At 68.4% G+C, this 25,491-nt stretch carries 18 protein-coding genes and 1 pseudogene; 5 read left to right on the top strand and 14 right to left on the bottom strand.

The window, feature by feature from the left end; translation table 11 throughout:
* Window positions 1-15: 15 nt before the first annotated feature.
* A complete protein-coding gene (locus ACFQ50_RS04890; protein WP_377994382.1) occupies window positions 16-1,803 on the bottom strand; it encodes a glycoside hydrolase family 3 N-terminal domain-containing protein in 1,788 nt (595 codons plus the stop codon).
* 115 nt (window positions 1,804-1,918) lie between these two features.
* Between ACFQ50_RS04890 and ACFQ50_RS04885 the strand changes: the two genes are divergently transcribed.
* Window positions 1,919-3,070: a glutamate--cysteine ligase gene (locus tag ACFQ50_RS04885; RefSeq protein WP_377994381.1), complete on the top strand. Its 1,152-nt coding sequence runs from the start codon at window positions 1,919-1,921 to the stop codon at window positions 3,068-3,070.
* A 17-nt stretch (window positions 3,071-3,087) separates the two neighbouring features.
* Here the strand turns inward: ACFQ50_RS04885 and tsaD are convergent, their stop codons facing one another.
* The 6 genes and pseudogenes from tsaD to ACFQ50_RS04855 all read right to left on the bottom strand — a co-directional run bounded on the left by tsaD (window position 3,088) and on the right by ACFQ50_RS04855 (window position 8,892).
* The gene (tsaD, locus tag ACFQ50_RS04880) at window positions 3,088-4,272 is read right to left on the bottom strand and encodes a tRNA (adenosine(37)-N6)-threonylcarbamoyltransferase complex transferase subunit TsaD (RefSeq protein ID WP_377994380.1); all 1,185 of its coding nucleotides are present in this window, start codon (window positions 4,270-4,272) and stop codon (window positions 3,088-3,090) included.
* A gap of 158 nt (window positions 4,273-4,430) precedes the next feature.
* A pseudogene (rimI, locus tag ACFQ50_RS04875) lies at window positions 4,431-4,850 on the bottom strand (ribosomal protein S18-alanine N-acetyltransferase); the annotation flags it as partial.
* Between the two features lie 119 nt (window positions 4,851-4,969).
* On the bottom strand, window positions 4,970-5,641 hold the full coding sequence (tsaB, locus tag ACFQ50_RS04870) for a tRNA (adenosine(37)-N6)-threonylcarbamoyltransferase complex dimerization subunit type 1 TsaB (protein ID WP_377994379.1): 672 nt from the start codon (window positions 5,639-5,641) through the stop codon (window positions 4,970-4,972).
* Window positions 5,641-6,282 (bottom strand): tRNA (adenosine(37)-N6)-threonylcarbamoyltransferase complex ATPase subunit type 1 TsaE, encoded by a 642-nt coding sequence (gene tsaE, locus ACFQ50_RS04865; protein WP_377994378.1) that lies wholly within the window; start codon window positions 6,280-6,282, stop codon window positions 5,641-5,643. Before tsaE ends, tsaB begins: the two co-directional genes overlap by 1 nt.
* The gene (alr, locus tag ACFQ50_RS04860; RefSeq protein WP_377994377.1) at window positions 6,279-7,562 is read right to left on the bottom strand and encodes an alanine racemase; all 1,284 of its coding nucleotides are present in this window, start codon (window positions 7,560-7,562) and stop codon (window positions 6,279-6,281) included. The genes tsaE and alr overlap by 4 nt, the downstream gene beginning before the upstream one ends.
* A gap of 238 nt (window positions 7,563-7,800) precedes the next feature.
* Entirely contained in the window at window positions 7,801-8,892 is a 1,092-nt protein-coding gene (locus ACFQ50_RS04855) for a carbohydrate kinase family protein (protein ID WP_377994376.1), read from the bottom strand.
* A gap of 125 nt (window positions 8,893-9,017) precedes the next feature.
* On the opposite strand from ACFQ50_RS04855, the gene ACFQ50_RS04850 reads away from it, so the two are divergent.
* The 3 genes from ACFQ50_RS04850 to ACFQ50_RS04840 all read left to right on the top strand — a co-directional run bounded on the left by ACFQ50_RS04850 (window position 9,018) and on the right by ACFQ50_RS04840 (window position 13,693).
* Complete coding sequence (locus ACFQ50_RS04850) at window positions 9,018-10,466, top strand: 6-phospho-beta-glucosidase (RefSeq protein WP_377994375.1); 1,449 nt, start codon at window positions 9,018-9,020, stop codon at window positions 10,464-10,466.
* A gap of 215 nt (window positions 10,467-10,681) precedes the next feature.
* Window positions 10,682-11,959 (top strand): D-inositol-3-phosphate glycosyltransferase, encoded by a 1,278-nt coding sequence (mshA, locus tag ACFQ50_RS04845; protein WP_377994374.1) that lies wholly within the window; start codon window positions 10,682-10,684, stop codon window positions 11,957-11,959.
* Window positions 11,960-11,980: 21 nt separating this feature from the next.
* Complete coding sequence (locus ACFQ50_RS04840) at window positions 11,981-13,693, top strand: formate--tetrahydrofolate ligase (protein ID WP_377994373.1); 1,713 nt, start codon at window positions 11,981-11,983, stop codon at window positions 13,691-13,693.
* 200 nt (window positions 13,694-13,893) lie between these two features.
* Here the strand turns inward: ACFQ50_RS04840 and ACFQ50_RS04835 are convergent, their stop codons facing one another.
* Entirely contained in the window at window positions 13,894-14,574 is a 681-nt protein-coding gene (locus ACFQ50_RS04835; protein ID WP_377994372.1) for a hypothetical protein, read from the bottom strand.
* A gap of 436 nt (window positions 14,575-15,010) precedes the next feature.
* On the bottom strand, window positions 15,011-15,544 hold the full coding sequence (locus tag ACFQ50_RS04830; RefSeq protein WP_377994371.1) for a DUF2306 domain-containing protein: 534 nt from the start codon (window positions 15,542-15,544) through the stop codon (window positions 15,011-15,013).
* Between the two features lie 96 nt (window positions 15,545-15,640).
* On the opposite strand from ACFQ50_RS04830, the gene ACFQ50_RS04825 reads away from it, so the two are divergent.
* The gene (locus ACFQ50_RS04825; RefSeq protein ID WP_377994370.1) at window positions 15,641-16,264 is read left to right on the top strand and encodes a MerR family transcriptional regulator; all 624 of its coding nucleotides are present in this window, start codon (window positions 15,641-15,643) and stop codon (window positions 16,262-16,264) included.
* A gap of 173 nt (window positions 16,265-16,437) precedes the next feature.
* Here ACFQ50_RS04825 and ACFQ50_RS04820 read toward each other — a convergent pair whose 3' ends face one another.
* From ACFQ50_RS04820 to glgX, 5 genes are all read right to left on the bottom strand, one after another.
* Window positions 16,438-17,523, bottom strand: coding sequence for an inositol-3-phosphate synthase (locus tag ACFQ50_RS04820; RefSeq protein WP_377994369.1), 1,086 nt, complete (start codon window positions 17,521-17,523; stop codon window positions 16,438-16,440).
* Window positions 17,524-17,700: 177 nt separating this feature from the next.
* Window positions 17,701-18,741, bottom strand: a complete 1,041-nt coding sequence (mgrA, locus tag ACFQ50_RS04815) for an L-glyceraldehyde 3-phosphate reductase (protein ID WP_377994368.1) — start codon at window positions 18,739-18,741, stop codon at window positions 17,701-17,703.
* 98 nt (window positions 18,742-18,839) lie between these two features.
* Window positions 18,840-20,648 (bottom strand): malto-oligosyltrehalose trehalohydrolase, encoded by a 1,809-nt coding sequence (gene treZ / locus ACFQ50_RS04810; protein ID WP_377994367.1) that lies wholly within the window; start codon window positions 20,646-20,648, stop codon window positions 18,840-18,842.
* Complete coding sequence (treY, locus tag ACFQ50_RS04805) at window positions 20,645-22,987, bottom strand: malto-oligosyltrehalose synthase (protein ID WP_377994366.1); 2,343 nt, start codon at window positions 22,985-22,987, stop codon at window positions 20,645-20,647. The genes treZ and treY overlap by 4 nt, the downstream gene beginning before the upstream one ends.
* A complete protein-coding gene (gene glgX, locus ACFQ50_RS04800) occupies window positions 22,984-25,473 on the bottom strand; it encodes a glycogen debranching protein GlgX (RefSeq protein WP_377994365.1) in 2,490 nt (829 codons plus the stop codon). Before glgX ends, treY begins: the two co-directional genes overlap by 4 nt.
* Window positions 25,474-25,491 lie beyond the last annotated feature (18 nt).

The following is a 25,491-nucleotide window of genomic DNA, read 5'->3' as shown; positions in this document are numbered from 1 at the left end:
ACGTGCAGCCCGCTGCTATCGGCAGCCGGTGCCGGGCCGGTAGGGTCCGACGGCGGCCGGCAGCTTTCCGGGGGCGGTGGCCTTGCCTGCCAGGACGGCCAGCAGCGCCTTGTACGCTCCGGGCGTTCGGCCGTAGAGGGCGATCTTCGTGGGCGCGACGGACTGCGCCAGGGGCCAGGGCGCGTCCAGGGCCACCGCAACGTCGCCCTTCGTGGGGCCGGCGCCGTAGCTGATCAGGCTGACCAGCGGCCCCGTCGTGCCCAGGGTGATCCCCGCCTCCTTGGCCGCAGCGGCAAAACGGGCCCGGTCCACGGGCGTGCCCCCTTCCACGCGCACGTTGCCGCGCACGGAAGCGCCCTTGCACAGGCCGGCCACCACCGTGATGGCGCGGGCCGAAATCTTGGCGGACAGCGCTTCGCCGCTTCCCGGCGCCGCGGCGGGCTTAGGCTGGGCTGTCCTTCCGCGCCAGATCATCATGGTGACCACCCGGCGGGCCGCGTCCTCGAGCCGCGCCGGCGGGAGCTTTCCCTCCGTGACCGCACGGACGACGGCGGCATGGGCGGCGGCTGCGTCCGCCGGCATCAGCAGCAGGTCCGCGCCGGCCGCCAGCGCGGCGGGCGCCGCTGAACCGAGGGGGTAGCGGCCGGCCACCGCGCCCATGTTCAGCCCGTCCGTGACGGCCACGCCCTTGAAGCCCAGGCCGCGGAGCGCCCTGTAGGTTGCCTTCGAGAGGGACGCGGGCACGCCCGGATCCAGTGCCCGCGCGGCGATGTGTCCGGTCATGATCATGGGCGCACCCGCCTTGACCGCGGACTGGAACGGCTTCCAGTCCCGCGCCTTCAGCTGCGCGAGGCTGGCGTTCTGGACCGGGAGGCCCTTGTGGGAATCGGTGGTCACCGAGCCGTGCCCGGGAAAGTGCTTAACGGTGGGCAGCACGCCGCCTGCCAGCATGCCCCTGGCGAAGCCGGCACTCAGCGATGCCGCGGCACGGGCGTCAGCTGACATGGAACGGGCACCGATGGTGGGATCGGCCGGTCCCATCGTGACGTCGGCCGCGGGCGCGAAGTCCACGGTGAAGCCCAGCGGCGCGAGTTCCGCCGCGAGGCCTGTGCCGGCCTCGGCGGCCAGGGGCACGCTGCCGGCCGCGCCGTAGCTCATGGGCGTGGGCCAGCGGGTCAGCGGTGCGCCGACGCGGCTCACTGCCCCGCCTTCCTGGTCGACGCCGATCAGGCCGGACCAGGTGCGGCCGCCGGAGCGGGCGGCCTTGTCCAGCCGGCGCGTCACGCCGGCCAGCGCCGGGACGTCCACCAGGCCGGTGGCGGTTCCGGGCACGTTGTCGGCCATGATCATCGAACCGGCAAGGTGAAGTCGTTCGATGGTCGCTGCCTGGGCTTCGTGGTCGAGGCCGGTGTAGAAGGGCAGGAGCACCTGCCCGGCCTTCTCCTCGAGGGTCATCTTCGCCACCGCCGCGGCGGCGGCGTCGGCGTCCCGCTGCTGCGGGCCCCAGCCCAGCGCCGCGGTTTCCCTCGGCGCGGGCTTCGCCGTGGACGGGGCCGGACTGGATGCATCCGTCTGGGGCACCGTCGGTGAGCCGGAAGCGGAAGCCGCGGGCGCCGTCGTCGTGCGCTGTTCCGGCCCAGGTGACGGCGGCACCGTGCACGACGCCATGGCGAACAGCGCCGCAAGCGCTGCCGCAGATGCGGCAGGTGCGGTCCGCGCGGATGCAATGCCGGAATGTTTTTGCGGGGAAGTGGGGCGGCTGGTTTTGTGAAGACTCTCACGCGCCCTGTATAGCCAAGCCATCACCTCGATGCTACCCCTGCACTAGACTTGGAAGACCGTTCCCCCTGCCAGCCGTTCGTCAGGAACGGACGGCACCCGGTCCATTCGGCATCAGCCAGCACACAGCGAGGAACACATGAAGATTGATTTCGCTTCATCCAGGCAATCAACTCTTGGTGTGGAATGGGAACTCGCGCTGGTGGATGCGCAGACCGGCGAACTGTCGTCGGTGGCCAACGACGTGCTGCGCGGGGTCGTGGCACGGCATCCCGAGCTGAACGAGGATGACGAGCACCCACACATCAAGCAGGAGCTGCTGCTCAATACCGTCGAGCTGGTGACCGGCATCTGCGAGACCGCCGCGGAAGCCAAGGAAGACCTCGCCCGTTCGCTGGCCGCCGTTCGTGAAGTCACGGACCCGATGGGCGTTGAAGTGTTCTGCGCCGGGAGCCACCCGTTCAGCCCGCCGCAGCTGCAGCCGGTCACAGACAAGGAACGCTACGCGAAGCTGATCGACCGCACGCAGTGGTGGGGCCGGCAGATGGTGATCTACGGGGTGCACGTCCACGTTGGCCTGGACCGGCGCAGCAAGGTCCTCCCCGTGCTGGACGGCCTGGTCAACTACTTCCCGCATTTCCAGGCCCTGTCCGCGTCCAGCCCGTTCTGGGGCGGCGAGGACACCGGCTACGCCTCGCAGCGGGCGCTCATGTTCCAGCAGCTGCCGACGGCGGGACTTCCCTTCCAGTTCGCCAGCTGGGAAGAATACGAGTCCTACGTCCAGGACATGTTCACCACCGGCGTGATCGACACGATCTCGGAGATCCGCTGGGACATCCGCCCGGTGCCGGCCCTCGGAACCATTGAGATGCGCATCTGCGACGGCCTGGCCACGCTCGAGGAAGTGGGCGCCGTGGCAGCTTTGACGCAGTGCCTGGTCCACGAATTCTCCGACATCCTGGACGCCGGTGGCAGCATCCCCACCATGCCCCCGTGGCACGTCCAGGAAAACAAGTGGCGGGCCGCCCGCTACGGCATGGACGCGATCATTATCCTCGACGCCGAGGGCAACGAGCAGCTCGTCACCGACCACCTGCTGGAGACGCTCAACCGGCTCGAACCCGTCGCCGCGAAGCTGGGCTGCCCGGATGAGCTGGCCGACGTCGAAAAGATCATCAGCCGCGGCGCGGGGTACCAGCGCCAGCGCCGGGTGGCCGCCGAGAACCACGGCAACCTGCAGGCCGTGGTCCTCGACCTCGTGAAGCAGATGCGGAACGGCCCCACCGCCTGAGTTTGCGCGTGGCCCAACTAGGTAGCAGTTGAGGGCGTTCCCAACGCCGAGAACGCCTTGATCTGCGACCCACTTGGCGCCGACACCGTTGTCACCGGCATGGACGAGTCCGGCGCGAAGTCTATGCCGCTGGGTTCGATGCCCGCCATGACCAGCTGCGCGCCGAGCGCCGCCACCATCGCGCCGTTGTCCGTGCACAGGTCCAGCGGCGGAACGTGCAACGTAATGCCGGCGGCTGAGCAGCGCTGTTCGGTCAGTTGCCGCAGCCGCGAATTGGCGGCCACTCCCCCGCCCAGCAGCACGTCGGTGATGCCACGCTCCCGGCAGGCGAGGACGGCCTTGGAGGTAATGACATCCACCACGGCCTCCTGGAAGGCTGCCGCGATGTCCGCCACCGGCACCGGTTCGCCCGCGGCTTCGAACTGCTCCACGCACCGGGCCACCGCGGTCTTCAGTCCGCTGAAGGACCAGTCGTAGCGGTGCCGGCCGGGCTCCTCCGCGGTGCCCATGTATTTGGGCTGCGTGAGTCCGCGCGGGAACCGGATGGCTTTGGCGTTGCCTTCGCGCGCCAGCCGGTCAATGGCCGGGCCGCCGGGGTAGCCGAGGCCCAGGATCCTGGCGACCTTGTCATAGGCCTCGCCAGCGGCGTCGTCGATGGTGGAGCCGAGCAGCTCGACGTCGTCGGTAATGCTCCGGATGCGCAGGATCTCGGTGTGGCCGCCGGAGACCAGCAGGGCGCCCAGATTCTCGGGCAGGATGGGGTTCTCTGGCAGGACCGGCTTGTCCGCGCCGCCGCCGGGGCCCGTTCCGACGCCGGGGCGGGAGTTCAGCAGGCCGACGCCCACGTGGGCCACCAGGTGGTTGATGGCATAGAGCGGTTTGCCCGTGGCAACGGCGAGCGCCTTCGCGGCGCACACGCCGACCATCAGTGCTCCGGCCAGCCCCGGACCGGACGTCACCGCAATGGCGTCGATCTCGTCCAGGGTCACATCCGCCTCAGCCAGGGCCGCCTGCAGGGCAGGAACGAAGGCATCCAGGTGGGCGCGCGAGGCGATTTCCGGGATGACGCCGCCAAACCGGACGTGCTCCTCCATGGAGGAGGACACCGTGTTGGTCAGGAGGTCGGTGCCGCGGACGATGCCGACGCCCGTTTCATCGCACGATGACTCAATGCCGAGAACTAGCGGCTGCGAGCGGTTCATTTCTGGTCTGCCTCCGTCGGCGCGGTTTCGCCGGCACTGCCGGCTTCGTCAGTCTGCAGGGGCTGGGGACCGGCGTCGTGCACGGTGTCCGGGTGCACTGTGGCCTCGTGCACGGTGTCCTGGTGCACGACGTCACTGTGCACACCGAGCACGTCCTCCAGCTGAAGCCGCATGATCAGGGCGTCGACGCCGTCGCGGTAGTACCGCTTCCGCACGTGGATCTGCTCGAAGCCAAAGCGGACGTACAGCTGCTGGGCGCGCGGGTTGTCGGCACGGACCTCGAGGAGGATGTCCGCTGCACCGCGGCGCCGCCCCTCGGTGATCAGGTCGGTGAGGAGCGCCGTGCCGATGCCCTTGCCCTCGAACTCGGGAACGACGGCTATGGTCTGGACGTCGGCGATCGGTTCCACGCACATGAGCCCCGCATAGCCGACGATGCCGTCCGGTGCTTCAGCCACTAGGTATCTGCGGGTTTCCGGCTGCAGCAGTTCGTCCCAGAACATCTGCAGCGGCCACGCGTCCACCGGGAACAGCCGGACCTCCAGCTCGTGGACGGCCGGGATGTCGCCGGGAAGCATGTCACGGACGGTCACGCCCGAGGCTAATTGGCGGGGCAGGACAGGCGCTTCACCGGGTGTTTGAATCCCGGAAGTGGGGTTGCCGGGTCCCGGGTTGCCGGATGATTCGGGCAGCAGGTTCACAGGGCACGCTTCCGGGGGCCGGGGACCTGGGCGTCGGATTCGCGGAGGTAGAGCGGCGTGGAGTCAAGGAGTTCCCCGCCGGCTGCCAGCCTCGCCAGCGCAAACTGGCCCAGGTACAGTGCGTCCGGCTGCTCGGTGCTGAAGTCCGGATCCGCACGCACGTCGTCGGGGTACAGCCCTGCGCCCGCGCCGTAGGCGGGCAGGTCGGGAAGGTTAGCGGCGAAGCCCACGTGCGGACCGTCCGTGAGCTTCGGCAGCTGGCCCGCGGCCAGGGTGTAGCGCGCCCAGTAGACCTCTTTGCGCCGGGCGTCCGTGGCCACCAGGAATTCGGCCGGCGCTTCGGTGGACTCGGCCACCTCGAGGGCGACGGCGTCGAGGCTCATCATGCCGTGCAGCGGCGTGTTCCAGACGAAGGCCAGGGTACGCGCCGTCGCAATGCCGGACCGGAGCCCGGTGAACGGACCGGGACCAACGCCCACAACGATCGCGTCAATGTCTGCTCCGGTTACTCCGGCGTCTGCCAGCAGCCGCTCGATTCCGGGCGCCAGGACTTCGGCGTGGCTTCTCGTGTCCTCGGTGGAAAAGCTGCCCACCACGCCTTCCAGGGCGTCGTCAGATACCAGCGCGGCGCTGGCCACGGCTGAGGTGTCGATGGCGAGTATGAGCATCAGGAGATTCCTTCCGCGGCCAGAACGGGCTGCTCGGCCCAGCGCGGCCCGAAGCCGCGGATGATGATGGTGCGGGGCTCGTCGTCGTCCTCCGACTCGAAGTCCAAGACCGGCGCTTCAGTGCCCGACGCCGCCGGACCGGGCGCCGTGCCGGGTCCGGTTGAACCGTGACCGGCGTGAAGGGGCACGACGCCGGCGCCGCCCAGCTGGCGGTGCAGTTCCACCTCGAGCCGGCTCTCGGTCAGGTGCTCCACGCGGTCCCGGCCCCACTCCACCACGGTCACGGCGGAGTCCAGGGTGTTCTCCAGGTCAATATCGTCGATTTCCGACGCCGATCCCAGCCGGTACGCGTCCACGTGCACCAGGTCCGGCCCGCCGGGACGCCGGCCGTCGGGGAGGTTCGGGTGGATGCGCACCAGCACGAAGGTCGGCGAAATGATGCCCTCGCGGACACCCAGGCCCTCGCCCAGGCCCTGGGTGAAGGTGGTCTTGCCGGCGCCCAGTTCGCCGGTGAGCACCAGGAGGTCCCCCGCCCGGAGCACCTCCGCCAGAGCCGCGCCGAGCGCGTGGGTCTGGTCCGCCGTCGTAACCGTCAGGGTCTGGACCCACAGCGAATCGCTGCCGGCCTCCGGGACGCTCACGGCGCCGGCGATTCGGTGGCGGGCGATCCGCTGGCCGGCACTTCGTTGACCGGCGACTCGTTGACCGGCGACTCGTTGATGTAGGTGCGGGGCACGCGGGGGCTGATGCGGGTGACGATCTCGTAATTGTTGGTGCCGGCGGCGCGGGCCCAGTCATCGGCCGTGGGGCCGCCGTCGGCTCCGTCGCCGAAGAGGACCGCCTCTGCTCCGAGGACGCTGCGGCCACCCCGGCTCACATCGAGAGGGCCGAGGTCGATCACCATCTGGTCCATCGCGATCCGTCCCACCACGGGGTAGGTGACGCCCTCCACGCGGACCGGGCCGCCGGTGGCGACGCGGGGAACGCCGTCGGCGTAGCCCAGCGGAATAAGCCCCAGCGTGCTCTCGCCGGAGGTGTGGTAATTGAAGCCGTAGGAAACGCCCTGGCCGGAATGCACGTCCTTGCAGTGGGACACGACAGTGCGCAGGGTCATCGCGGGGCGGAGGCCCAGTTCCGCGGAAGTCTGCCCCTCGAAGGGCGAGAGGCCGTAGATTCCGAGCCCCGCGCGGACCAGGTCGAAGTGCGTGTCGGGCCGGGACAGCGTGGCCGGGGTGTTGGCCAGATGGCGGACTTCGGGGTCCACACCGGCATCCTCGGCGATGGCCAGGACTTCGCGGAACGCGGCGAGCTGGTCGTCGGTTTCGGGGCGCTCGGGTTCGTCGGCCACGGCAAGGTGGGAGAAGATGCCCACTACGCGCAGCAGCCCTTGGTCCTGGTAGTCCACGGCTTCGCCCACCAGACGGTCCCACACCTCGACGGTGGCGCCGTTGCGGCCAAGTCCGGTGTCGACTTTAAGATGAACGCGTGCCGGCCGTTCCTGTTCCCGGGCGGCGGCCACGATCTGTTCCAGCTCCCAGCCGGAGCACCCGATATCGACGCCGGCAGCCACCGCCGCGCCGAAGTTGCTTTCCGGGGTGTGCAGCCAGGCGAGCAGCGGGGCTTCGATGCCTGCGGCGCGCAGGGCCAGCGCCTCGGAGATGTGCGCCACGCCCAGCCAGCTGGCGCCTGCCTCGAGGGACGCACGGGCCACCGGCACTGCGCCGTGTCCGTAGGCGTCGGCCTTGACGACTGCCATGACCTTGGCCGGCTCGGCGGCCGCGGCGATCCGGCGGACGTTGTGCCGGATGGCCTCAAGGTCGATCACTGCGGAACGCTCATGGGCCGTCCGGGCGGAACCGTGGAACGTACCGGCCGGGCCCGCTACTGCCGGGCGGTCACCTGTTGCTGCTGGATAAATCACCCTACTGATTCTAGTGCTGGCGCCTCCGGCCGAATAATTGCCGTGTTCCCGGGCGCTCCGGCGACGCGGAAAGTTCCCGGCGATGCGCATGCGGCCGGAGGACACGGGAATGTGCGCGTCTCCGGGCCAATTGCGCGTCGCAGGGCAGGCCGCGCGTCGCAGTGGCCGGGCGGCCGTCGCAGGGCAGGCTGCGCGTCGCAGTGGCGGGGCGGCCGGCGCCTTGCCTCCCGGTGCCTGCTCAGGCGTCCGAGAGGTGCGCGATGGTGGCGGCAGCGCGCCGCTGGGCCTCCTGCGGAACGTCGCGGACGATGTCGGCGAGGAACGAGTAGCGGCGCAGCCACTGGCTGCCGCGGCGTTCGGGCCGGGCGTTGGCGCGCTTCCACCAGTCGGCAATGTCTCCCCACCCGGGCGCCGCGAGGGAACCGCCCACTTCCTGCACTGCCAGCGCGGCGCAGAGGTTGGCGAAACGAAGCCGGTCGCTGAGGGGCCACCCCGCCAGGCTCCCGACGATGAATGCGGCCCCGAAGCAGTCCCCGGCACCGGTCGGATCGTAGGCGGCGACCGGCAGCGACGGCACCCATTCCTCCTCGCCGGTTTCCGAGTCCACGGCCACTGCTCCCTGCGCCCCAAGGGTCACCACCGCCACCGGGACCCGGTCCGCCAGGGAGTACAGCGCAGCCCACGGATCGTCCTTGCCGGTGAAGGCCATGGCCTCGCGCTGGTTGGGCATGAAGGCGTGGAAGTACTGCAGGTTCGCGAGCCGTGCGTGGGCCCATTCACCGGTGGGATCCCAGCCGACGTCGCCGAACAGCTTCACCCCGTCCCTGTGCGCCGCGAGCGCCCACGGCTCCAGTTCATGGCCGAGGTCCGCCACGGCAGCCAGCGCGCAGGGCGGCTCCCCGATCAGCTCGGAGGCGCTTACCGGCGCCGGGTGCCCGTGTGTGACCATCGAGCGGTCGTGGTTCACGCTCAGGGATACGGTCACCGGGGAGTGCCAGCCCGGGACCCGGCGGGACAGGGAGAGGTCCACGTGCTCCTGCCGGTCCAGGATTTTCCAGTTGTAGTCGCCGTAGCCGTCGTCCCCGAAGGCAGCCGCTAAACCCGTCCGCAAGCCAAGGCGCGCTGCCGCGATGGCCTGGTTGGCCACGCCGCCCGGGCAGCTGCCCATTCCCTCGCTCCAGATTTCCGTTCCGGGCTCGGGCGCGTGCGGCAGCCCGGTGAAGATGATGTCCTGAAAAACGGTCCCGGCCAGCAGCAGATCGAACTCTCCGGCCGACTGTCTGCGGACGGCCGAGAGCGGGTCGAAACGGCGTGCGGGATTCGCCTCCATGTTCGGCACATTACGCTCTGTACCTTGGCGTTGAAACCCCGCGATCTGGGGGTCAGGACGCTTCCGGGTGGCTGCCTCGCCGCAATTCCGGCCGCTTCGTGGGCTGCTCCGCATAGACTCCTGCCATGCGGCTCATGATCGCCGGCGGCGGCGGATTCCGGGTTCCCCTTGTTTACCGTGCCTTGTGTTCCGGACCCTCTTCAGGCCTGGTCAGCGAGGTGGTGCTGTTCGACGTCGACGGCGGCCGCCTGGCCGCCATCGAAGCCGTCCTGCGGTCCATGTCCTCGGAGGTGAGCGGTGCGGCGGACGGAAGTTCCGCCGTCGTACGTTCCTCCGGCCGTCCGCCAGCGGTGACGTCCACGACGTCCCTGCCCCAGGCACTCAACGGGACGGATGTGGTGTTCGCCGCCATCCGCCCGGGCGGCACGGCCGGCCGGGTTGCCGACGAACGGGTGGCCCGGGAGCTCGGGCTGCTGGGGCAGGAAACCACCGGCGCGGGCGGCATCTCCTACGCGCTGCGGTCCATCCCGGCCATGCTGGAGCTCGCAGGGAGCATGCGGACGCACTGCCCGGACGCGTGGCTGGTCAACTTCACCAACCCGGCGGGGATGGTCACCGAGGCGCTGGTTCCCGTGCTGGGCAGGAAGGTGATCGGCATCTGTGACTCCGCGAGCGCCCTGGTGCACCGCGCCGCCAGGGCGGCCGGCGTGCACTTGCCGGGAGGAAAGCTCGACGGCGTGGGCTACTACGGGCTGAACCACCTCGGTTGGCTGTACCGGCTGGAGAGCGGCGGCCGGGATGTCCTTCCCGGGCTGCTGGCCGATGCCGGAGCCCTGGCCGGATTTGAGGAGGGCCGGCTGTTTCCGCAGGCTTTCCTGCGCGAGCTGGGGCTGCTGCCGAACGAATACCTGTTCTACTACTACGAGATGGCGCGCGCGGCGGCCGGCATGCGCGCCATGGCGAAGACGCGCGGTGAGTCGATCCACGGCCAGCAGGCTGAGCTGTATCCGCGGCTGGCCACTGCCGGCGGGGACGCGTACGGCATGTGGGAGGCTGCCCGGCGGTCCCGCGAGGAGGGGTATCTGGCCGAGGCCAGGGCCGGCGGCGAGTCGCGGAACCCCGAGGACCTTGCCGGCGGCGGCTACGAGCAGGTGGCGCTGGCGGTGATGCGGGCGCTGGCCGGAGGGGCCGGCGTCGACGGTGTGGGCGCCGGGGCGGAGCTGATCCTCAACACACCGAACTCCCCCGGGCAGTCCCCCGCGGGCGCGGGCGGCTCCCAGGCCGCGATTCCCGGGCTGCCGGCGGACGCCGTCGTCGAAGTTCCCTGCACGGTCACGCCTGACGGGGTGGTGCCGATCCCGCAGGACAGGCCCGCCGAACCGCAGCTGGGCCTCCTGCAGCAGGTCAAGAAGGTGGAGCGGCTCACCGTCCGGGCTGCGTCCACTGGTGACCGCGATGCGGCACTGGCGGCCTTCGCCGAACACCCGCTGGTCGGTTCCGCGGAGCTGGCTGGCGCGTTGCTTACGGGCTACGAGGCCGCGTTTCCAGAGCTGGCCGCGCTGTGGCGGCGGTGACAAGGCTGGCCGGGCGGCGTGGGAGCGAGGCAAGCCGGGGCTGGTATTAGCAGGGCCGTGCGGGTTTTAGCAGGACCGTGCTACAACCGGCCGACGCCCCGCTGTACGTGTGGGACGCCACGTCGGCAGCAGTTGCAGCACCACCGTTCCGCTGACCGTTGAGGAGTAGTGTTTTACCCGACGCAGTTCTAGCAGTCCGGAGAGGAGGGAGGGCCATGTCCGTGATCAAACGAGTGGCTTTCCTGTCGCTGCATACCTCCCCCATGGAACAGCCCGGTTCCGGGGACGCCGGCGGCATGAACGTCTACATCCGCGGCCTCGCCTCCGCCCTGGCCGAAACCGGCATCGAAGTGGAGATCTTCACCCGTTCCACGGCCGCCGGCCAGCCCGCCGTCGAACATCCCGACCCCGGCGTCTGCGTGCACAACGTCATGGCCGGGCCGCCCCGCAGACTCCCCAAAGAAGAACTTCCCGAACTGCTGCACAGCATGGTCGCCGAAATCGAGCGCGTCCGCGCCCAGCAGCCCCACGGCCGTTACGACCTCATCCACTCCCACTACTGGGTCTCCGGCGTCGCCGGCCTTGAACTGTCCGCATTGTGGAACGTCCCGCTCGTGCACACCATGCACACCATGGCCAAAGTCAAGAACCTCCTCCTGCACTCCGGCGAACAGCCCGAACCCCGCCGCCGCGAAGACGGCGAACACCACATCGTCGACGGCGCCACCCGCCTCATTGCCAACACCACCGCCGAAGCCGCCGAACTTGTCTCCCACTACGGCGCCGACTTCGACCACATCGACGTCGCACCCCCCGGCGTGAACCTCTCGGTCTTCACCCCCGCGTTCCGCGCCCTGTCCCGCGCCGGCCACGGCATCGCCCCCGGCACCTTTCACCTGCTCTTTGCCGGCCGGATCCAGCGCCTCAAAGGCCCGCAGATCCTACTCAAGGCCGCCGCCCTGCTTCGTCGCCGCCGCCCCGACATCGACCTCAAACTCACCATCCTCGGAGCGCTGAGCGGCGCCAAGGACTTCAACCTCAATACCCTCGTCAGCGCCGCCGGACTCGACGACGTCGTCACCCACCACCCGCCAGTCAGCGCACCCGAACTTGCCGGCTGGTTCCGGGCCGCCGACGTCGTCGTCATGCCCTCCTTCAGCGAATCTTTCGGCCTGGTCGCCCTTGAGGCCCAGGCCTGCGGCACCCCCGTCCTCGCCACCCGAGTCGGCGGACTCACCCGTGCCGTCAGCCATGGCCGCACGGGCCTCCTCGTGGACGGACACCACGCCGCCGACTGGGCCGACGCCCTCGAAGCACTCCACGACGACCCCGACACCCGACAGAACATGGGCACCGCCGCCGCCATCCACGCAGCAAACTCCGGCTGGCAACGGACGGCCGCCATCACCCTCGACAGCTACCACGCCGCCGTCGACGAATACGCCTCCAGCCACCCCATGGCCGCCGTCTACGGGGCACAGCTCACCGGCTAGACCCATCCGGAAAGGACACCGATGTCTGACAGCACTCCCCCGAGCGGTACCGGCCAGAGCAGCACTCCCCTGAGCGACCTGGACATTGCCCGCAGGGCGGTGCTGCGGCCAATCGAGGAAATCGCCGCGGCTGCCGGCATCGATGCCGGGGCAGTGGAGCTCTACGGCCGCTACAAGGCCAAGATCGACCCCGCCAAGCTGTCAGCGCCCGCACCCGCCGGAAAAGTGGTCCTGGTTTCGGCGATGTCGCCAACGCCGGCCGGGGAAGGAAAATCAACCACGACGGTGGGACTGGCGGACTCGCTGGCCCGGGCAGGCCATAAGGTGATGGTCGCGCTGCGCGAGCCCTCGCTCGGCCCCATCCTCGGCATGAAGGGCGGAGCCACGGGCGGCGGGCTGTCCCAGGTGCTGCCCATGGACGAAATCAACCTGCATTTCACCGGCGACTTCCATGCAGTGACATCCGCCAATAATGCCCTGATGGCCCTAGTGGACAACCACATCTACCAGGGCAACGAACTGAACATCGACCCGCGCCGCATGACGTTCAAGCGGGTGCTGGACATGAATGACCGCTCCCTCCGCGAGGTGGTCATTGGTCTGGGCGGGCCTACGCAGGGCGTCCCCCGCCAGGACGGCTTCGACATCACCGTCGCATCCGAAATCATGGCTGTCTTTTGCCTCGCGACTGACATCGCCGACCTGCGGGACCGGCTGGGCCGGATCACTTTCGGCTACACCTATGACCGGGCGCCGGTTACCGTTGCGGACCTGGGCGTGCAGGGCGCGCTGACGATGCTGCTGAAGGACGCGATCAAGCCGAACCTCGTCCAGACCATCGCCGGTACCCCCGCATTGGTCCATGGCGGGCCGTTCGCGAACATTGCCCACGGCTGCAACTCGCTAATCGCCACGCAGACCGCCCGGAGGCTCGCTGACATCGTGGTGACGGAGGCGGGATTCGGGGCCGACCTCGGCGCGGAAAAGTTCATGGATATTAAGGCGCGGATCGCTGATGTGGCGCCGGCCGCCGTCGTGGTGGTGGCAACCGTTCGCGCACTCAAGATGCAGGGCGGGATTCCCAAAGACCGGCTGAACGCGCCCAACGTGGAGGCTGTGGCGGCGGGCGTTGTGAACCTGCGCCGGCATGTCCGGAATGTGGAGCGGTTCGGCGTGACGCCAGTGGTGGCGATCAACAAGTTTCCCTCCGACACCCAGGAGGAGCTCGACTGGCTGATCGGCTGGTGCGCAGGCGAGGGCATCCAGGCCTCGGTGGCGGACATCTGGGGACGGGGCGGGGGCGGCGACGGCGGGGATGAGCTGGCTGCCAAGGTCGCCGCCGTGGTGAACGGGCCGTCGTCGTTCCGGCATCTCTACCCGCTGGACATGTCGGTGGAGGACAAGATCCGCACCATCGTCCAGGAAATTTACGGCGCCGACGGCGTGGACTTTTCTGTGCCTGCATTGCGCCGGCTGGCGGACATCGAAAAGAACGGCTGGTCCGGGCTGCCGGTCTGTATGGCGAAAACGCAGTACTCATTCACGGACGACGCCTCGCGGCTGGGGGCGCCCAAGGGGTTCACCATCCATGTGCGCGACCTCATTCCCAAGACCGGGGCCGGCTTCATCGTGGCCCTGACCGGAGCGGTAATGACCATGCCCGGCCTCCCGGCCGTTCCGGCGGCAATGCGGATGGACGTGGACGACGACGGCAATCCTGTCGGTCTCTTCTAGCCCCTTCCTCACCTCCCGCCGGGTTTGCACCGACCCTTCCTCACCTCCCGCCGGGTTTGCACCGACCCTTCCTCACCTCCCGCCGCCCCACCCCAAACCCTGCCTCACCTCCCGCCGGGTTTGCCCAAACCCTTCCTCACCTCTCGCCGCCCCACCCCAAACCCTTCCTCACCTCTCGCCGCGTCAACCCAAACCCTTCCTCACACCGCATCGGCAAATCCGGACGCTTGAGGATGGTCCAGCGGGTTCGTGCGCATCGCCCGCTTGATCTGCCGGATGGCCCGATCGAAGCCGTCAGCCAAGTCCTTCTTGCCGAACACCACCACGGCCCATCCAGCAGCCTCGAATGCTTTGTTCCGCCGCCTGTCGCTGAGGATCTGGGCCTCGAGAAGGTGGTGTTCGCCGTCGTACTGTATGGCAATCCGACGCTGCCTGTAGCCGAGATCTGCAGACGGCCCGACGGCGTCGTGCTCTCTCAGGGGCACCTGCAGCTGAGGCTCCGGTAGGCCTGCGTCCTCCATCGCGAGGCGCAGCAGCGACTCCGGCGCCGAGTCAGCTCCCACCCGCATCCTCTCGATCGCGGCCCGCGCCCAGACCACACCCTGAAGATTCGGATGGCGGCCCACGAGGGCACGCAGGCCGTCAAGCGTGTCGAACGGCAGGGTGCGGTCTTCGAAAACTGCCCTGGGAACGCGGATGAGCTGGTCGCCCATGCAGACCAGTTCGCGCTCCGACAGCCGCCTCGCCATGTCGAGCCAGGTGCGGGACCTCGTGCTGACACGGATGCCGTCGACGGTTTCGATCTCATCCTCGAATGCCAACACCGAATGCCCGGTCACCCCTCTTCGCCGCACCTCCGGCAGCGAATGGGGTTTGCTCAAATGCAACTCGGTCGAATCCGCCAACCACGGCGGCAGGATTTGGCTCCGAATCCGTGCGGCTGTGACGTGCGATATCCATGCTCCGGGGGATGCCGCAGACAGTGCCCGGGACGCCGCCTCAAGCTCGAAGCTCCAGCCGGCCGGGCGGTACAGTTCACGACTTACATGCGCGACGTCGGCCCGTCGCAGCCTGTCGGGTGGAATTCCAGAAGCCTTAGCAGACCCCAGCGTGAAGGGGGCAGAGACCAAGCTGGCAGGAAGATCTGTTCGTATATGCATACGGCATTCTTGCTCGAAATCGGCCTACCCCGCAGAAGTTATCCACAGGCAGGGAGATGCGCCGACGGACCGTGAGGAAGCGTCAGCGGTGAAGCGACGAGACGTGAGGAAGCGTCTGGGGCAAGGCGACGAGACGTGAGGAAGCGTTGGTCAGCCTCTACTTTGGGCTGGCGGCGGGTCCTGCGGAAGTTGCAGCCACGGACTGGTCCTGCTTTCGCCTCGGGTCCTCGGATCGCCGGCCCTCGCCGCGTCGAAGCGAAAAGAAGACGACGGCGACGCTGAGCGCCACCAGTGCGGTCACGTACACGGCCGTCGAAGCGTCCGCGGCCAGGAGGCGCGGAATCGCACGGCCCGGCGCCGAGACTGCGAAAGCGAACGCCACGGCTATACCAATGTAGCTGCCGATCATATTCCCCCGGTGCGCCGGGATGTTCCGCCGAACCGCGCTGATGAGCCCGAGCGTGACGGTCACGATCGTGAACGCCGAGAGCCCGTGAAGCCAGCTGAAATGCCCGTCGCTGACGATCCAGAAGCTGCTGAAGCACACGAAGTACATGGCCGCGACCCACAGGTATCCCATGGTGCGGTGGGTGCGGTCCCGCCGGCGGCGAAGGATCTGGACCGGGCCGATGGCGAGGACAAAGAGTGCAGCAATGACGTGGCTGGCAAGCAGTACATTCCAAGGCTCCATGCATCTAGGATAGGAGCACTATCCAGTCGTGTACATCAAGATAGCCAGCGCGGCGGCAGCTATCCAAAGGCTGCCGCCGCGAGGAACGGAGCGGGCATGCAGCTGAAGGAGCTCAGCGAGCGGACGGGAGTCTCCCCCGCCAGCATCAAGTTCTACCTCCGCGAAGGGTTGCTGCCCGCGGGCCAGTCGGTTCATGCCACGCGGGCCGAGTATTCCGAGCACCATGTGAGCCGGCTGGCACTGATCCAGGCGCTGCGGCGCGTGGTCGGCCTGCAAATCGCCCAGATCGGTTCCCTGCTCAGAATGGCCGACGGCGGCGCACCCCGCCTTGAGCTTTTGGCCGCGGTCCAGCGCACAGTCCTGGGCCTCGACGACGTGAGTGCGGCGCACGGCGACCTGCGGACGCCGGCGGGTGACGCCGTCGTCCGTTTCCGGAACTGGCCGGACGTGCCGAGCGACGCCAGGAACGCCCTCAATGCCCAGCTGGTCCTGATGGAAAGCCTCGGCGTACCCGTCACAGCCGAGCTGCTCGACGCCTACAGCCAGGCGGTGGACGCGATTGCCGCAGTGAATATCTCGGCCACGACAGCACCGGAGGACGTCAACCAGCTGATCATGACGGCGGCCGTGGGCATGCACCTGCACAGCCAGCTGGTCCTGAAGCTGCTGGCACTCGCACAGGCGAGCCACGCGATCCGGCGCTACGAACAGGACGCTTAAACAGCGGTGCTCCCCCACTCGAAGGTGAGGGAGCATCGCGTCAATCCGGACGAGACGTGAGGAAGCGTCCGGTTAAACCCGACGGGATCTGAGGAAGGATCGCGTTAAAACCCGCAAGAGGTGAGGAAGCGTACGGTCAAAACCCGCAGGAAGTGAGAGCGCGTCCGGAAGGGTTAGCGGTCGAGGTCGCCGCGGATGAAGGCCTCAACCTTTTCGCGGGCAAGGTCGTCGTTGAACTGCTCCGGCGGGGACTTCATGAAGTAGCTCGACGCCGAGACCAGCGGGCCACCGATGCCGCGGTCCAGGCCGATCTTCGCCGCACGGATCGCGTCGATGATCACACCCGCGGAGTTCGGCGAGTCCCAGACTTCGAGCTTGTATTCGAGGGACACCGGCGCGTCGCCGAAGTTGCGGCCTTCCAGGCGGACGAAGGCCCACTTGCGGTCGTCAAGCCACTGCACGTAGTCGGACGGGCCGATGTGGACGTCCTTCGCGGCGAGCTCGGCCTCCACGTTGGAGGTCACGGCCTGGGTTTTGGAGATCTTCTTCGACTCAAGCCGGTCGCGCTCCAGCATGTTCTTGAAGTCCATGTTGCCGCCCACGTTCAGCTGGTACGTGCGGTCCAGCGTGACGCCGCGGTCTTCGAACAGCTTCGCCATCACGCGGTGGGTGATGGTGGCGCCGATCTGGCTCTTGATGTCATCGCCCACAATCGGCACACCGGCGGCGGTGAACTTGTCGGCCCATTCCTTGGTGCCGGCGATGAATACCGGCAGCGCGTTCACGAAGGCCACGCCCGCGTCGATCGCGGCCTGGGCGTAGAACTCTGCGGCTTCCTGGGACCCCACCGGCAGGTAGCAGACCATAACGTCCACCTGGGCGTCCTTCAGGGCCTGGACCACGTCGACAGGTTCCTCGGTGGACTGTTCGATGGTCTCCAGGTAGTACCGGCCCAGGCCGTCCAGGGTGTGGCCGCGCTGGACAGCAACACCGGTCGGCGGGACCTCGGCGAGCTTGATCGTGTTGTTCTCGCTGGCCAGGATCGCATCGGCGAGGTCGACGCCGACCTTCTTGCCGTCGACATCGAAAGCGGCCACGAACTGGACGTCGTTGACGTGGTACTTGCCGAACTCGACGTGCATCAGACCCGGAATCGTGGCCTTGGGGTCGGCATCCCGGTAGTAATGAACACCCTGAACCAGCGAAGCGGCACAGTTACCCACGCCGACGATTGCTACACGAATCGGATTTGAAGACACGGAACTCCTTTGAGAACAAACTTCATGTGCCCTGCGCGTCTGTACCTTGCTGTACGACGGCGTCTGACGGGCACCGCGCCACGCGGCGCGCTTATCAGTCTAACCAAACGCTGCCGGGGCCGGCTTTGTTCCCGCCGTCCCCGGCCGCTTGATTACGTGTCGGTTTTGCAGCGGGGGTCAGACCCGCTGCGCCCAGAGGTTGATGTCGGATTCGACGGCGAACTCATCGATCGCCGTCAGCTCCTCGGCGCTAAACTCCAGGTTGTTGATGGCGGCCAGGGTGTCCTCGAGCTGCCTGACGCTGGACGCGCCGACGAGCGCAGAGGTCACCGGGGAGCCCTTGGGCTGGTCGCGGAGGATCCAGGCGATGGCCATCTGTGCCAGCGACTGTCCGCGGCCGGCGGCGATGGCGTTCAGCCCGCGGACCCTGTCCAGCTTGTCCTCGGTCAGGGCCGATTCGGAGAGGAACCTCGCCTTGGCGGCGCGGGAATCCGCCGGGACGCCGTCGAGGTAGCGGTCAGTCAGCATGCCCTGGGCCAGCGGGGAGAACGCGATGGAGCCGGCGCCCACCTGCTCCAGGGCCTCGTACAGGTTGGGCGAGCCGTTCTCGGTCCAGCGGTTCAGCATGGAGTAACTGGGCTGGTGGATGAGCAGCGGCGTGCCGAGTTCCTTCAGGATGCGGGCTGCCTCGAGCGTCTGCTCCGGGGTATAGGAGGAGATGCCCGCGTACAGGGCCTTGCCGGAGCGGACCGCGTAATCGAGCGCGCCCATGGTCTCCTCCAGCGGCGTCTCCGGATCCGGGCGGTGGCTGTAGAAGATGTCCACGTAGTCCAGGCCCATCCGCTGCAGCGACTGGTCCAGGCTGGAGATCAGGTACTTCCGCGAGCCCCACTCGCCGTACGGGCCGGGCCACATGTAGTAGCCGGCCTTGGTGGAGATGACCAGCTCGTCGCGGTACGGCTTGAAGTCGCCCTGCAGGTGCCGGCCGAAGTTGGTCTCCGCGGAGCCGTCCGGCGGGCCGTAGTTGTTGGCCAGGTCGAAGTGATTGACGCCAAGGTCAAAGGCGCGGCGCAGGATGGCGCGCTGTTCGTCGAAGCGCTTGTCGTCGCCGAAGTTGTGCCACAGGCCCAGCGAGATGGCGGGCAGTTTCAGGCCGCTGCGTCCGACGCGGCGGTACGGCATGGTGTCATAGCGGGTGTCCGAGGCCACATAAGTCATACGTTCCATCCTGCCAGCCGCGCCCCTGCAGCGGGGCGGGCGTCCACCATCCGGTCACCGATGGTGGACGCCGCCCCGGAACGCGTCGGGAAAGGCAGTCAGTCGCTGACGACGGCGGCACTCAGCGGCCCGAGCTCCACACGTTCCCCTTCCAGCCGCACCGCGTCGTCGGTGGCCAGCAGCAGGGCCGGCCCCGCACCCGCCAGGCTCACCGGCTGCCCGGAGAAGTTGAGCAGTACCTGCACGCCGCCGCGCCGGAACCGCAGCCAGCGGGCGTCCTCGTCGAACTCCACGTGCGTGTCCTCGAAGCCGAGCTTGGTGAGGTCCGGCGTGGAGCGGCGCAGCGCGGTGAGCGAACGGTACAGCTCCAGCAGCCGCGCGTGGTGGCCGGCGGAGGCTTCCGCCCAGTTCAGCTTGGACCTGCGGAACGTCTCCGGATCCTGCGGATCAGGCACGACGGCGGGATCCCACCCCATGCGTTCGAACTCCCTGATCCTGCCTTCCGCGGTGGCCTTGCCGAGCTCGGGTTCCGGGTGCGAGGTGAAGAACTGCCACGGCGTGGTGGCGCCGTACTCCTCGCCCATGAACAGCATGGGCGTGAAAGGTCCCGTCAGGGTGAGCACGGCGGCCAGCGCCAGGCTTCCGTACGGCAGCGTCTGGGAGAGCCTGTCCCCGGTGGCGCGGTTGCCGATCTGGTCGTGGTTCTGCGAGCAGACCACCAGGGCGGCCGGGTGGACCGCGCTGAAACTGATCGGCCGGCCGTGGTGGCGTTCCCGGAAGCTGGAGTAGCTGCCGTCGTGGAAGAAGCCGTCCCGGAGCACCTTGGCGAGGGCCGCGAGCGAGTCGAAGTCGCCGTAGTAGCCGGTGGTCTCGCCGGTGACGTTGACGTGGACGGCGTGGTGGAAGTCATCGCTCCACTGCCCTGCCAGCCCGTACCCGTTGACGTCCCGCGGATACAGCAGCCGCGGGTTGTTGAGGTCGGACTCGGCGATGAGCGTCAGCGGCCGTCCCACCTCCGCGGAGATCTGATCGGCCAGCGCCCCGAAGTCCTCGAGGATGTGGACCGCCCGCTCGTCCTTCAGGGCGTGGACGGCGTCCAGCCGCAGGCCGTCAACGCGGTAGTCACGCAGCCACATGGCCAGGTTGTCCAGGATGAACCGGCGCACATGGTCGGAGCCGGGCCCGTCCAGGTTCACCGAGTCGCCCCACGTGTTTCCCTCGCCCTGCTTGAGGTACGGCCCGAACCGCGGCAGGTAGTTGCCGCTGGGGCCGAGGTGGTTGTAGACCACGTCCTGGATCACGCCGAGGCCTGCCGCGTGGGCGGCGTCGACGAACCGCTGGTACGCTTCCGGGCCGCCGTATGCCTCGTGGACGGCGAACCACTGCACGCCGTCGTAGCCCCAGTTGTGCGTGCCGTTGAACGCGTTCACGGGCAGCAGCTCGATGAAGTCCACGCCCAGGCCGGAGAGGTAGTCCAGCCTGCCGGCGGCCGCGTCCAGCGTCCCTTCGGGCGTGAACGTTCCGAGGTGGAGCTCGTAGATGACTGCGCCCTGCAGTTCCCTGCCCTGCCAGCCGTCCTCACGCCAGCTGTGGGCGGAAGGGTCGAAGGTACGCGAGAGGGAGTGGACTCCGTTCGGCTGGCGCCGGGTCCGCGGATCCGGAAGCGGTGTTTCGTCGCCGTCCAGGAGATACCCGTAGTCCAGGTCGCCGTCCGCGGGTGCGTCGGCGGCGGTCCACCAGCCCTTGTCCTCGGGTCCGGCGCCGGGCCGGCGCTGCATGGCGTAGCGTTCCCCGCCGGCGAGCAGCGTCACGGATTCGGCTTTGGGTGCCCAGACGTCGAAGCGCGCCGGGCCCTGCACGGGTTTCGCGGCTTCGAGGGGGTAGGTCGCCTCGCCTGTGTGCGTCATGACTCTCCTCCTGTCTGCGTCAGTTCTGTCTCCGGCACCAGCAGCGCCACGGGGTAGGTCCGGAAGATGTCGGCGATCTTCACGGTCCCCGGCCCGAAGCCGGCACCGGTCAGCTCGTCCTTCGTGGCGGAATTAAGTTCGAAGGCGGTGGCCCGCCACCCGCCCGACTGTTCCAGCCCGTAGGGGAGCCGGGTGGCGAACGTCAATGCACCCGGCACTGCGGGGGTGCCGCGGTCGAAAGCGATCAGGTGTCCGGCGGCAGGGCCGCTGGCCTTGACGGGTCGGTAACCCGTGAACAGCTCCGGCCGGTCACGACGCAGCCGCAGCGCGCGCGAGGTGACCAGCAGCTTGGTCCGCTCATCCGTAAATGACGGCGGCAGCTCGCCGGCGTCCAGCTGCTCCAGCGCGGCGCGGCGGTTATCGAAGCTGAACGGGCGCCGGTTGTCCGGGTCGGTCAGCGACCGGTCCCAGAACTCGGTGCCCTGGTACACGTCCGGGACGCCGGGCATGGTCAGCTGCACGAGCTTGGCCGCGAGGGAGTTTGAGGCGCCATGCGGCTCCAGGAGTGCCACGAGGGCCTCCACCTCGGCCTGGACCGCAGGGTTGCTGAACACCGCGTCGACGGCGGCGGCCAGCTTCTCCTCGAACGCCGGATCCGGATCGGTCCAGTTGGTGGAGTTCCCGGCTTCGCGTGCAGCCTTCAGCGCGTAGTACTGCAGGCGTTCCCGGCTGGCGGGCCAGGCGCCGGCAACGGCCTGCCACAGCAGCGCGGACAGCGGGCCGTCCGGCAGCGGCGCCAGTGAGCGCAGCCGGCCCAGGGCCTTCTCCCATTCGCCGGCCGCCTCGGAGATGACCGAGATCCGTGCCCGGGTGTCCTCGCTGCGTTTGGTGTCGTGGGTGCTGAGCGTCGTCATGGACAGCGGTAGCTCTGCCTGCCGGCGGGCCATCCGGGCATGGAATTCGTCCGGCTCCACGGCGAACTCGGTGGGGTCGGCGCCCACCTCGGTGAGCGTGCCCAGCCGGTTATAGCGGAAGAACGCGGTGTCCTCCACGCCCTTGGCCATCACCATTCCGGAGGTCTGCTGGAAGCGCCGGGCCAGCTCCAGGTCCGTATCCAGCAGCAGCGGCTGCAAGGCCAGGATGGCCTGGTCGAGTTCCGGCCGCCGGCGGGCGGCAAGCTCGCACGCCTCCTTCAGGACCTCCGCGCCCTCCGGCAGGTATGTCCGGTAGACCGGGAAGGCGGCGATGATTTCGGCGATCGCGTCGGCCGCGGCATCCCCGGGGAGGCCGGCGTCGCCCGGCACCAGCCGGGCCAGCCGCAGGATCTCCGAATGGAGGATGCCGTCGGTGATCCGGCGCTTGGTTCCCCGGATCATGTCCTGATAGTCGGCGGCCCCGGCTCCGCTCAGCGAGGCGTCCAGCCGGTCCAGGGCCTCCTGGCCGGTGGGGTCCACGAGAACCCGGTCCACATCGGCGAGGGCGTCGTAGCCCGTGGTGCCCTCGCAGTCGAAACCGGCGGGCAGCTGCTCCCCCGGCTCGAGGATCTTTTCGATCAGCAGGTAGGCGCCGCCCGTCACCTGACGGAGCCGCTTCAGGTACCCCTCGGGGTCGGCCAGGCCGTCCGGGTGGTCAATCCGCAGGCCGTCCGCGAGCCCCTCGCGGAACCAGCGCACCACCTCCTGGTGTGCCTCATCGAAAACGGCGGGGATCTCCACGCGGACGCCGGCCAGCGTGTTTACCGCGAAGAAGCGGCGGTAGTTCAGCTCGTTGTCCGCGCGCCGCCAGCCCATGAGTTCGTAGTGCTGCCGGGCGTGGACGTCGCGCGGGGACTCGCCCTCGGTGTAGCTGCCGTCGGCCAGCGGGAAGCGGTGGTCGTAGTACCGCAGATCCCCGTCCTTGATTTCGAGCTGGTCCAGGTCATCGTCGCTGCCGAGGACCGGGAGCCGGATGCGTCCCCCGGCAACGTCCCAGTCGACGTCGAACGCTTCGGCGTAACGGGACTGGCGCCCCTCCTTGAGCAGCGACCACCACCACGGGTTCTGCACCGGCGTGGCGACGCCGACGTGGTTGGGCACAATGTCGATCAGCACGCCCATGCCCGCGGCGCGGGCCGCCTTGGAAACGGCCGCCAGGCCCTCCGGTCCGCCGCGCTCGGGGTCGACGGCGGAGGGATCGGTGACGTCGTACCCGTGGTCGGACCCCTGCTCGGCAGTCAGGACCGGCGAAAGGTAGACCCAGTCGACACCGAGCGAGTGCAGGTACGGCACGGTTTCGGCTGCGTCGAACAGCGTGAAGCCCTTCCTGATCTGCAGCCGGTACGTGGAGACGGGAGTTTTCATGCGCCCTCCCCTGCCGGCTTGCCTGCCTTCGAGTTCCCGTTCCGCTTTCCCGCCGAGTTTCGTGTCGTCTTGGCAGCCGGCTGCTCCGCGGCGGCCTTGGCAGGGTCAGTGTCCGGCTCCGGCTCCGGCTCAGCAGCCGGCTCCGGGACCGGGTCAGTGTCCGGCTCAGCAGCCGGCTCCGGGACCGGCTCAGCAGCCGGCGCAACGGCAGGCTCGGCTGCTGGCTGCTCCCAGGCGGCCTTCGCTCGCTCAATTGCCGGCTTCTTTGTCTTGGCCGGATCGGGAATGGCGGGCGCGGTGAGGGCAGCGGTCTCAGCAGTGGCGGTCTGCGTGAGTGCGGCCAGCGAAGCAGCAACGGAATGGTCCGGCTCCTCCTCCGGTGCGCTGTGCGCGCGCAGCACCACGAGCGACTTGGCCGCCACGGACAGCATGCTGCCCGCGTTCGCCGGATCGGAGTCGGCCCCTCCGCCGGCGGTGTCGATGATGACGTCCCAGGCGGGTGCGTACTCGTCCGGCGGCAGCGTGAACTCAACATCGCCGTCGTGCGCGTTGAAGTACAGCAGGAAGTTCACGTCGGTGATCCGCCGTCCACGGTCGTCGTGGCCCTGGATGCCGTCGCCGTTGAGGAACATGCCCACCGACCGGCCGAAGCCGCTGTCCCAGTCCTCCGGCGACATGAGGTTGCCGTCGGGATCCAGCCATACGATGTCCGGCAGCCGCTCGCCTTCGCCACGCCGGACGGGCCTGCCGTCGAAGAAGCGGCTGCGCCGGAAGGTGGGGTGCTTGGCCCGCAGCGAGTTGACGGCGGCGGTGAATTCGATGAGCGGCTGGTCCACGCTGTCCCAGTTCACCCAGGTCAGCTCGGAGTCCTGGCAGTACCCGTTGTTATTGCCCTGCTGGGTGCGGCCGAGCTCGTCGCCATGAAGGATCATCGGCACACCCTGCGAGAGCAGCATGGTGGCTATGAAGTTGCGCTGCTGCCGGGCCCGGAGCCCCAGTACCTTGGGGTCGTCCGAGGGGCCCTCTGCCCCGCAGTTCCAGGACCGGTTGTGCGACTCGCCGTCCTTGTTGTCCTCGCCGTTGGCGTCGTTGTGCTTCTCGTTGTAGGACACCAGGTCCCGCAGGGTGAAGCCGTCATGTGCGGTGACAAAGTTGATCGAGGCGACCGGGCGGCGGCCGGAGTGCTCGTAGAGATCAGCGGATCCGGTAATGCGCGAGGCGAACTCGCCCAGCGTGGCCGGCTCGCCGCGCCAGAAGTCGCGCACAGTGTCGCGGTACTTGCCGTTCCACTCGGTCCACTGCGGCGGGAAGTTGCCCACCTGGTACCCGCCGGGCCCGACGTCCCACGGCTCCGCGATCAGCTTCACCTGGGACACCACGGGATCCTGCTGGATGAGTTCGAAGAACGTGGAGAGCCGGTCGACGTCGTAAAACTCGCGGGCCAGCGCGGCGGCGAGGTCAAACCGGAAGCCGTCCACGTGCATCTCGGTGACCCAGTAGCGCAGCGAGTCCATGAGCAGCTGCAGGGAGTGCGGCTGGCGGACGTTCAGGGTGTTGCCGGTGCCCGTGTAGTCCATGTAGTACTGCTTGTCGTCGTCCACCAGGCGGTAGTAGGCCTCGTTGTCGATGCCCTTGAAGCTCAGGGTGGGTCCGAGGTGGTTGCCTTCTGCGGTGTGGTTGTAGACGACGTCGAGGATGACCTCGATGCCGGCCCGGTGCAGCGAGCGGACCATCGCTTTGAAGTCCTGGACCTGCTGGCCGGTGTCGCCGGTGGAGCTGTAGGTGTTCTGCGGCGCGAAGAAACCGATGGTGTTGTAGCCCCAGTAGTTGCTGAGGCCCTTCTCCTGCAGGGTGCCGTCGTTCACGAACTGGTGCACGGGCATGAGCTCAATTGCGGTGACGCCCAGCTTCTGCAGGTGCGAGATCACGGCAGGGTGCGCCACGCCGGCGTACGTGCCGCGCTGCTCGTCGGGAATTTCCGGGTGCAGCTCGGTGAGCCCGCGGACGTGCGCCTCGTAGATGACCGACTTGTGGTACGGGATGCGCAGGTTCTGGTCGTTGTCCCAGTCGAAGAACGGGTTGATGACCACGCCCATCATCATGTGCGGCGCGGAGTCGGCGTTGTTCATCGATGACGGGTCCCCCATGTTGTAGGAGAACAGCGCGGGGTCCCAGTCGATCTGGCCGGAGACTGCCTTGGCGTACGGGTCAAGCAGCAGCTTGTTGGCGTTGAAGCGCTGGCCGCTGGCGGGGTCGTAGGTGCCGTGCACGCGGTAGCCGTACTTCTGTCCGGGCTGGATCTGCGGCAGGTAGCAGTGCCACACGTAGCCGTCGACCTCGCGGAGCGTGACCCGGGTTTCGGTCCCCTCGTCGTCGAAAAGGCACAGCTCGACTTTGTCTGCGTGCTCGCTGAACAATGCGAAGTTGGTTCCGGTGCCGTCAAACGTGGCTCCCAGCGGGTAAGCCGATCCGGGCCAGATTTCCATTCGTGCTCCTATACCTCG

This window comes from Arthrobacter sp. NPDC056493, from assembly GCF_042795115.1.
Classification (GTDB): Bacteria; Actinomycetota; Actinomycetes; order Actinomycetales; family Micrococcaceae; genus Arthrobacter.
This window is presented reverse-complemented; position numbering and strand designations above follow the sequence as displayed.

What these genes read in the sequence shown, in the direction of transcription:
- ACFQ50_RS04890 (WP_377994382.1), bottom strand. Translation starts at nt 1,803, where the DNA reads ATGGCTTGGCTATACAGGGCGCGTGAGAGTCTTCACAAAACCAGCCGC.
- ACFQ50_RS04885 (WP_377994381.1), top strand. Translation starts at nt 1,919, where the DNA reads ATGAAGATTGATTTCGCTTCATCCAGGCAATCAACTCTTGGTGTGGAA.
- tsaD (WP_377994380.1), bottom strand. Translation starts at nt 4,272, where the DNA reads ATGAACCGCTCGCAGCCGCTAGTTCTCGGCATTGAGTCATCGTGCGAT.
- tsaB (WP_377994379.1), bottom strand. Translation starts at nt 5,641, where the DNA reads ATGCTCATACTCGCCATCGACACCTCAGCCGTGGCCAGCGCCGCGCTG.
- ACFQ50_RS04855 (WP_377994376.1), bottom strand. Translation starts at nt 8,892, where the DNA reads ATGGAGGCGAATCCCGCACGCCGTTTCGACCCGCTCTCGGCCGTCCGC.
- ACFQ50_RS04850 (WP_377994375.1), top strand. Translation starts at nt 9,018, where the DNA reads ATGCGGCTCATGATCGCCGGCGGCGGCGGATTCCGGGTTCCCCTTGTT.
- mshA (WP_377994374.1), top strand. Translation starts at nt 10,682, where the DNA reads ATGTCCGTGATCAAACGAGTGGCTTTCCTGTCGCTGCATACCTCCCCC.
- ACFQ50_RS04840 (WP_377994373.1), top strand. Translation starts at nt 11,981, where the DNA reads ATGTCTGACAGCACTCCCCCGAGCGGTACCGGCCAGAGCAGCACTCCC.
- ACFQ50_RS04830 (WP_377994371.1), bottom strand. Translation starts at nt 15,544, where the DNA reads ATGGAGCCTTGGAATGTACTGCTTGCCAGCCACGTCATTGCTGCACTC.
- ACFQ50_RS04825 (WP_377994370.1), top strand. Translation starts at nt 15,641, where the DNA reads ATGCAGCTGAAGGAGCTCAGCGAGCGGACGGGAGTCTCCCCCGCCAGC.
- mgrA (WP_377994368.1), bottom strand. Translation starts at nt 18,741, where the DNA reads ATGACTTATGTGGCCTCGGACACCCGCTATGACACCATGCCGTACCGC.
- treZ (WP_377994367.1), bottom strand. Translation starts at nt 20,648, where the DNA reads ATGACGCACACAGGCGAGGCGACCTACCCCCTCGAAGCCGCGAAACCC.
- treY (WP_377994366.1), bottom strand. Translation starts at nt 22,987, where the DNA reads ATGAAAACTCCCGTCTCCACGTACCGGCTGCAGATCAGGAAGGGCTTC.
- glgX (WP_377994365.1), bottom strand. Translation starts at nt 25,473, where the DNA reads ATGGAAATCTGGCCCGGATCGGCTTACCCGCTGGGAGCCACGTTTGAC.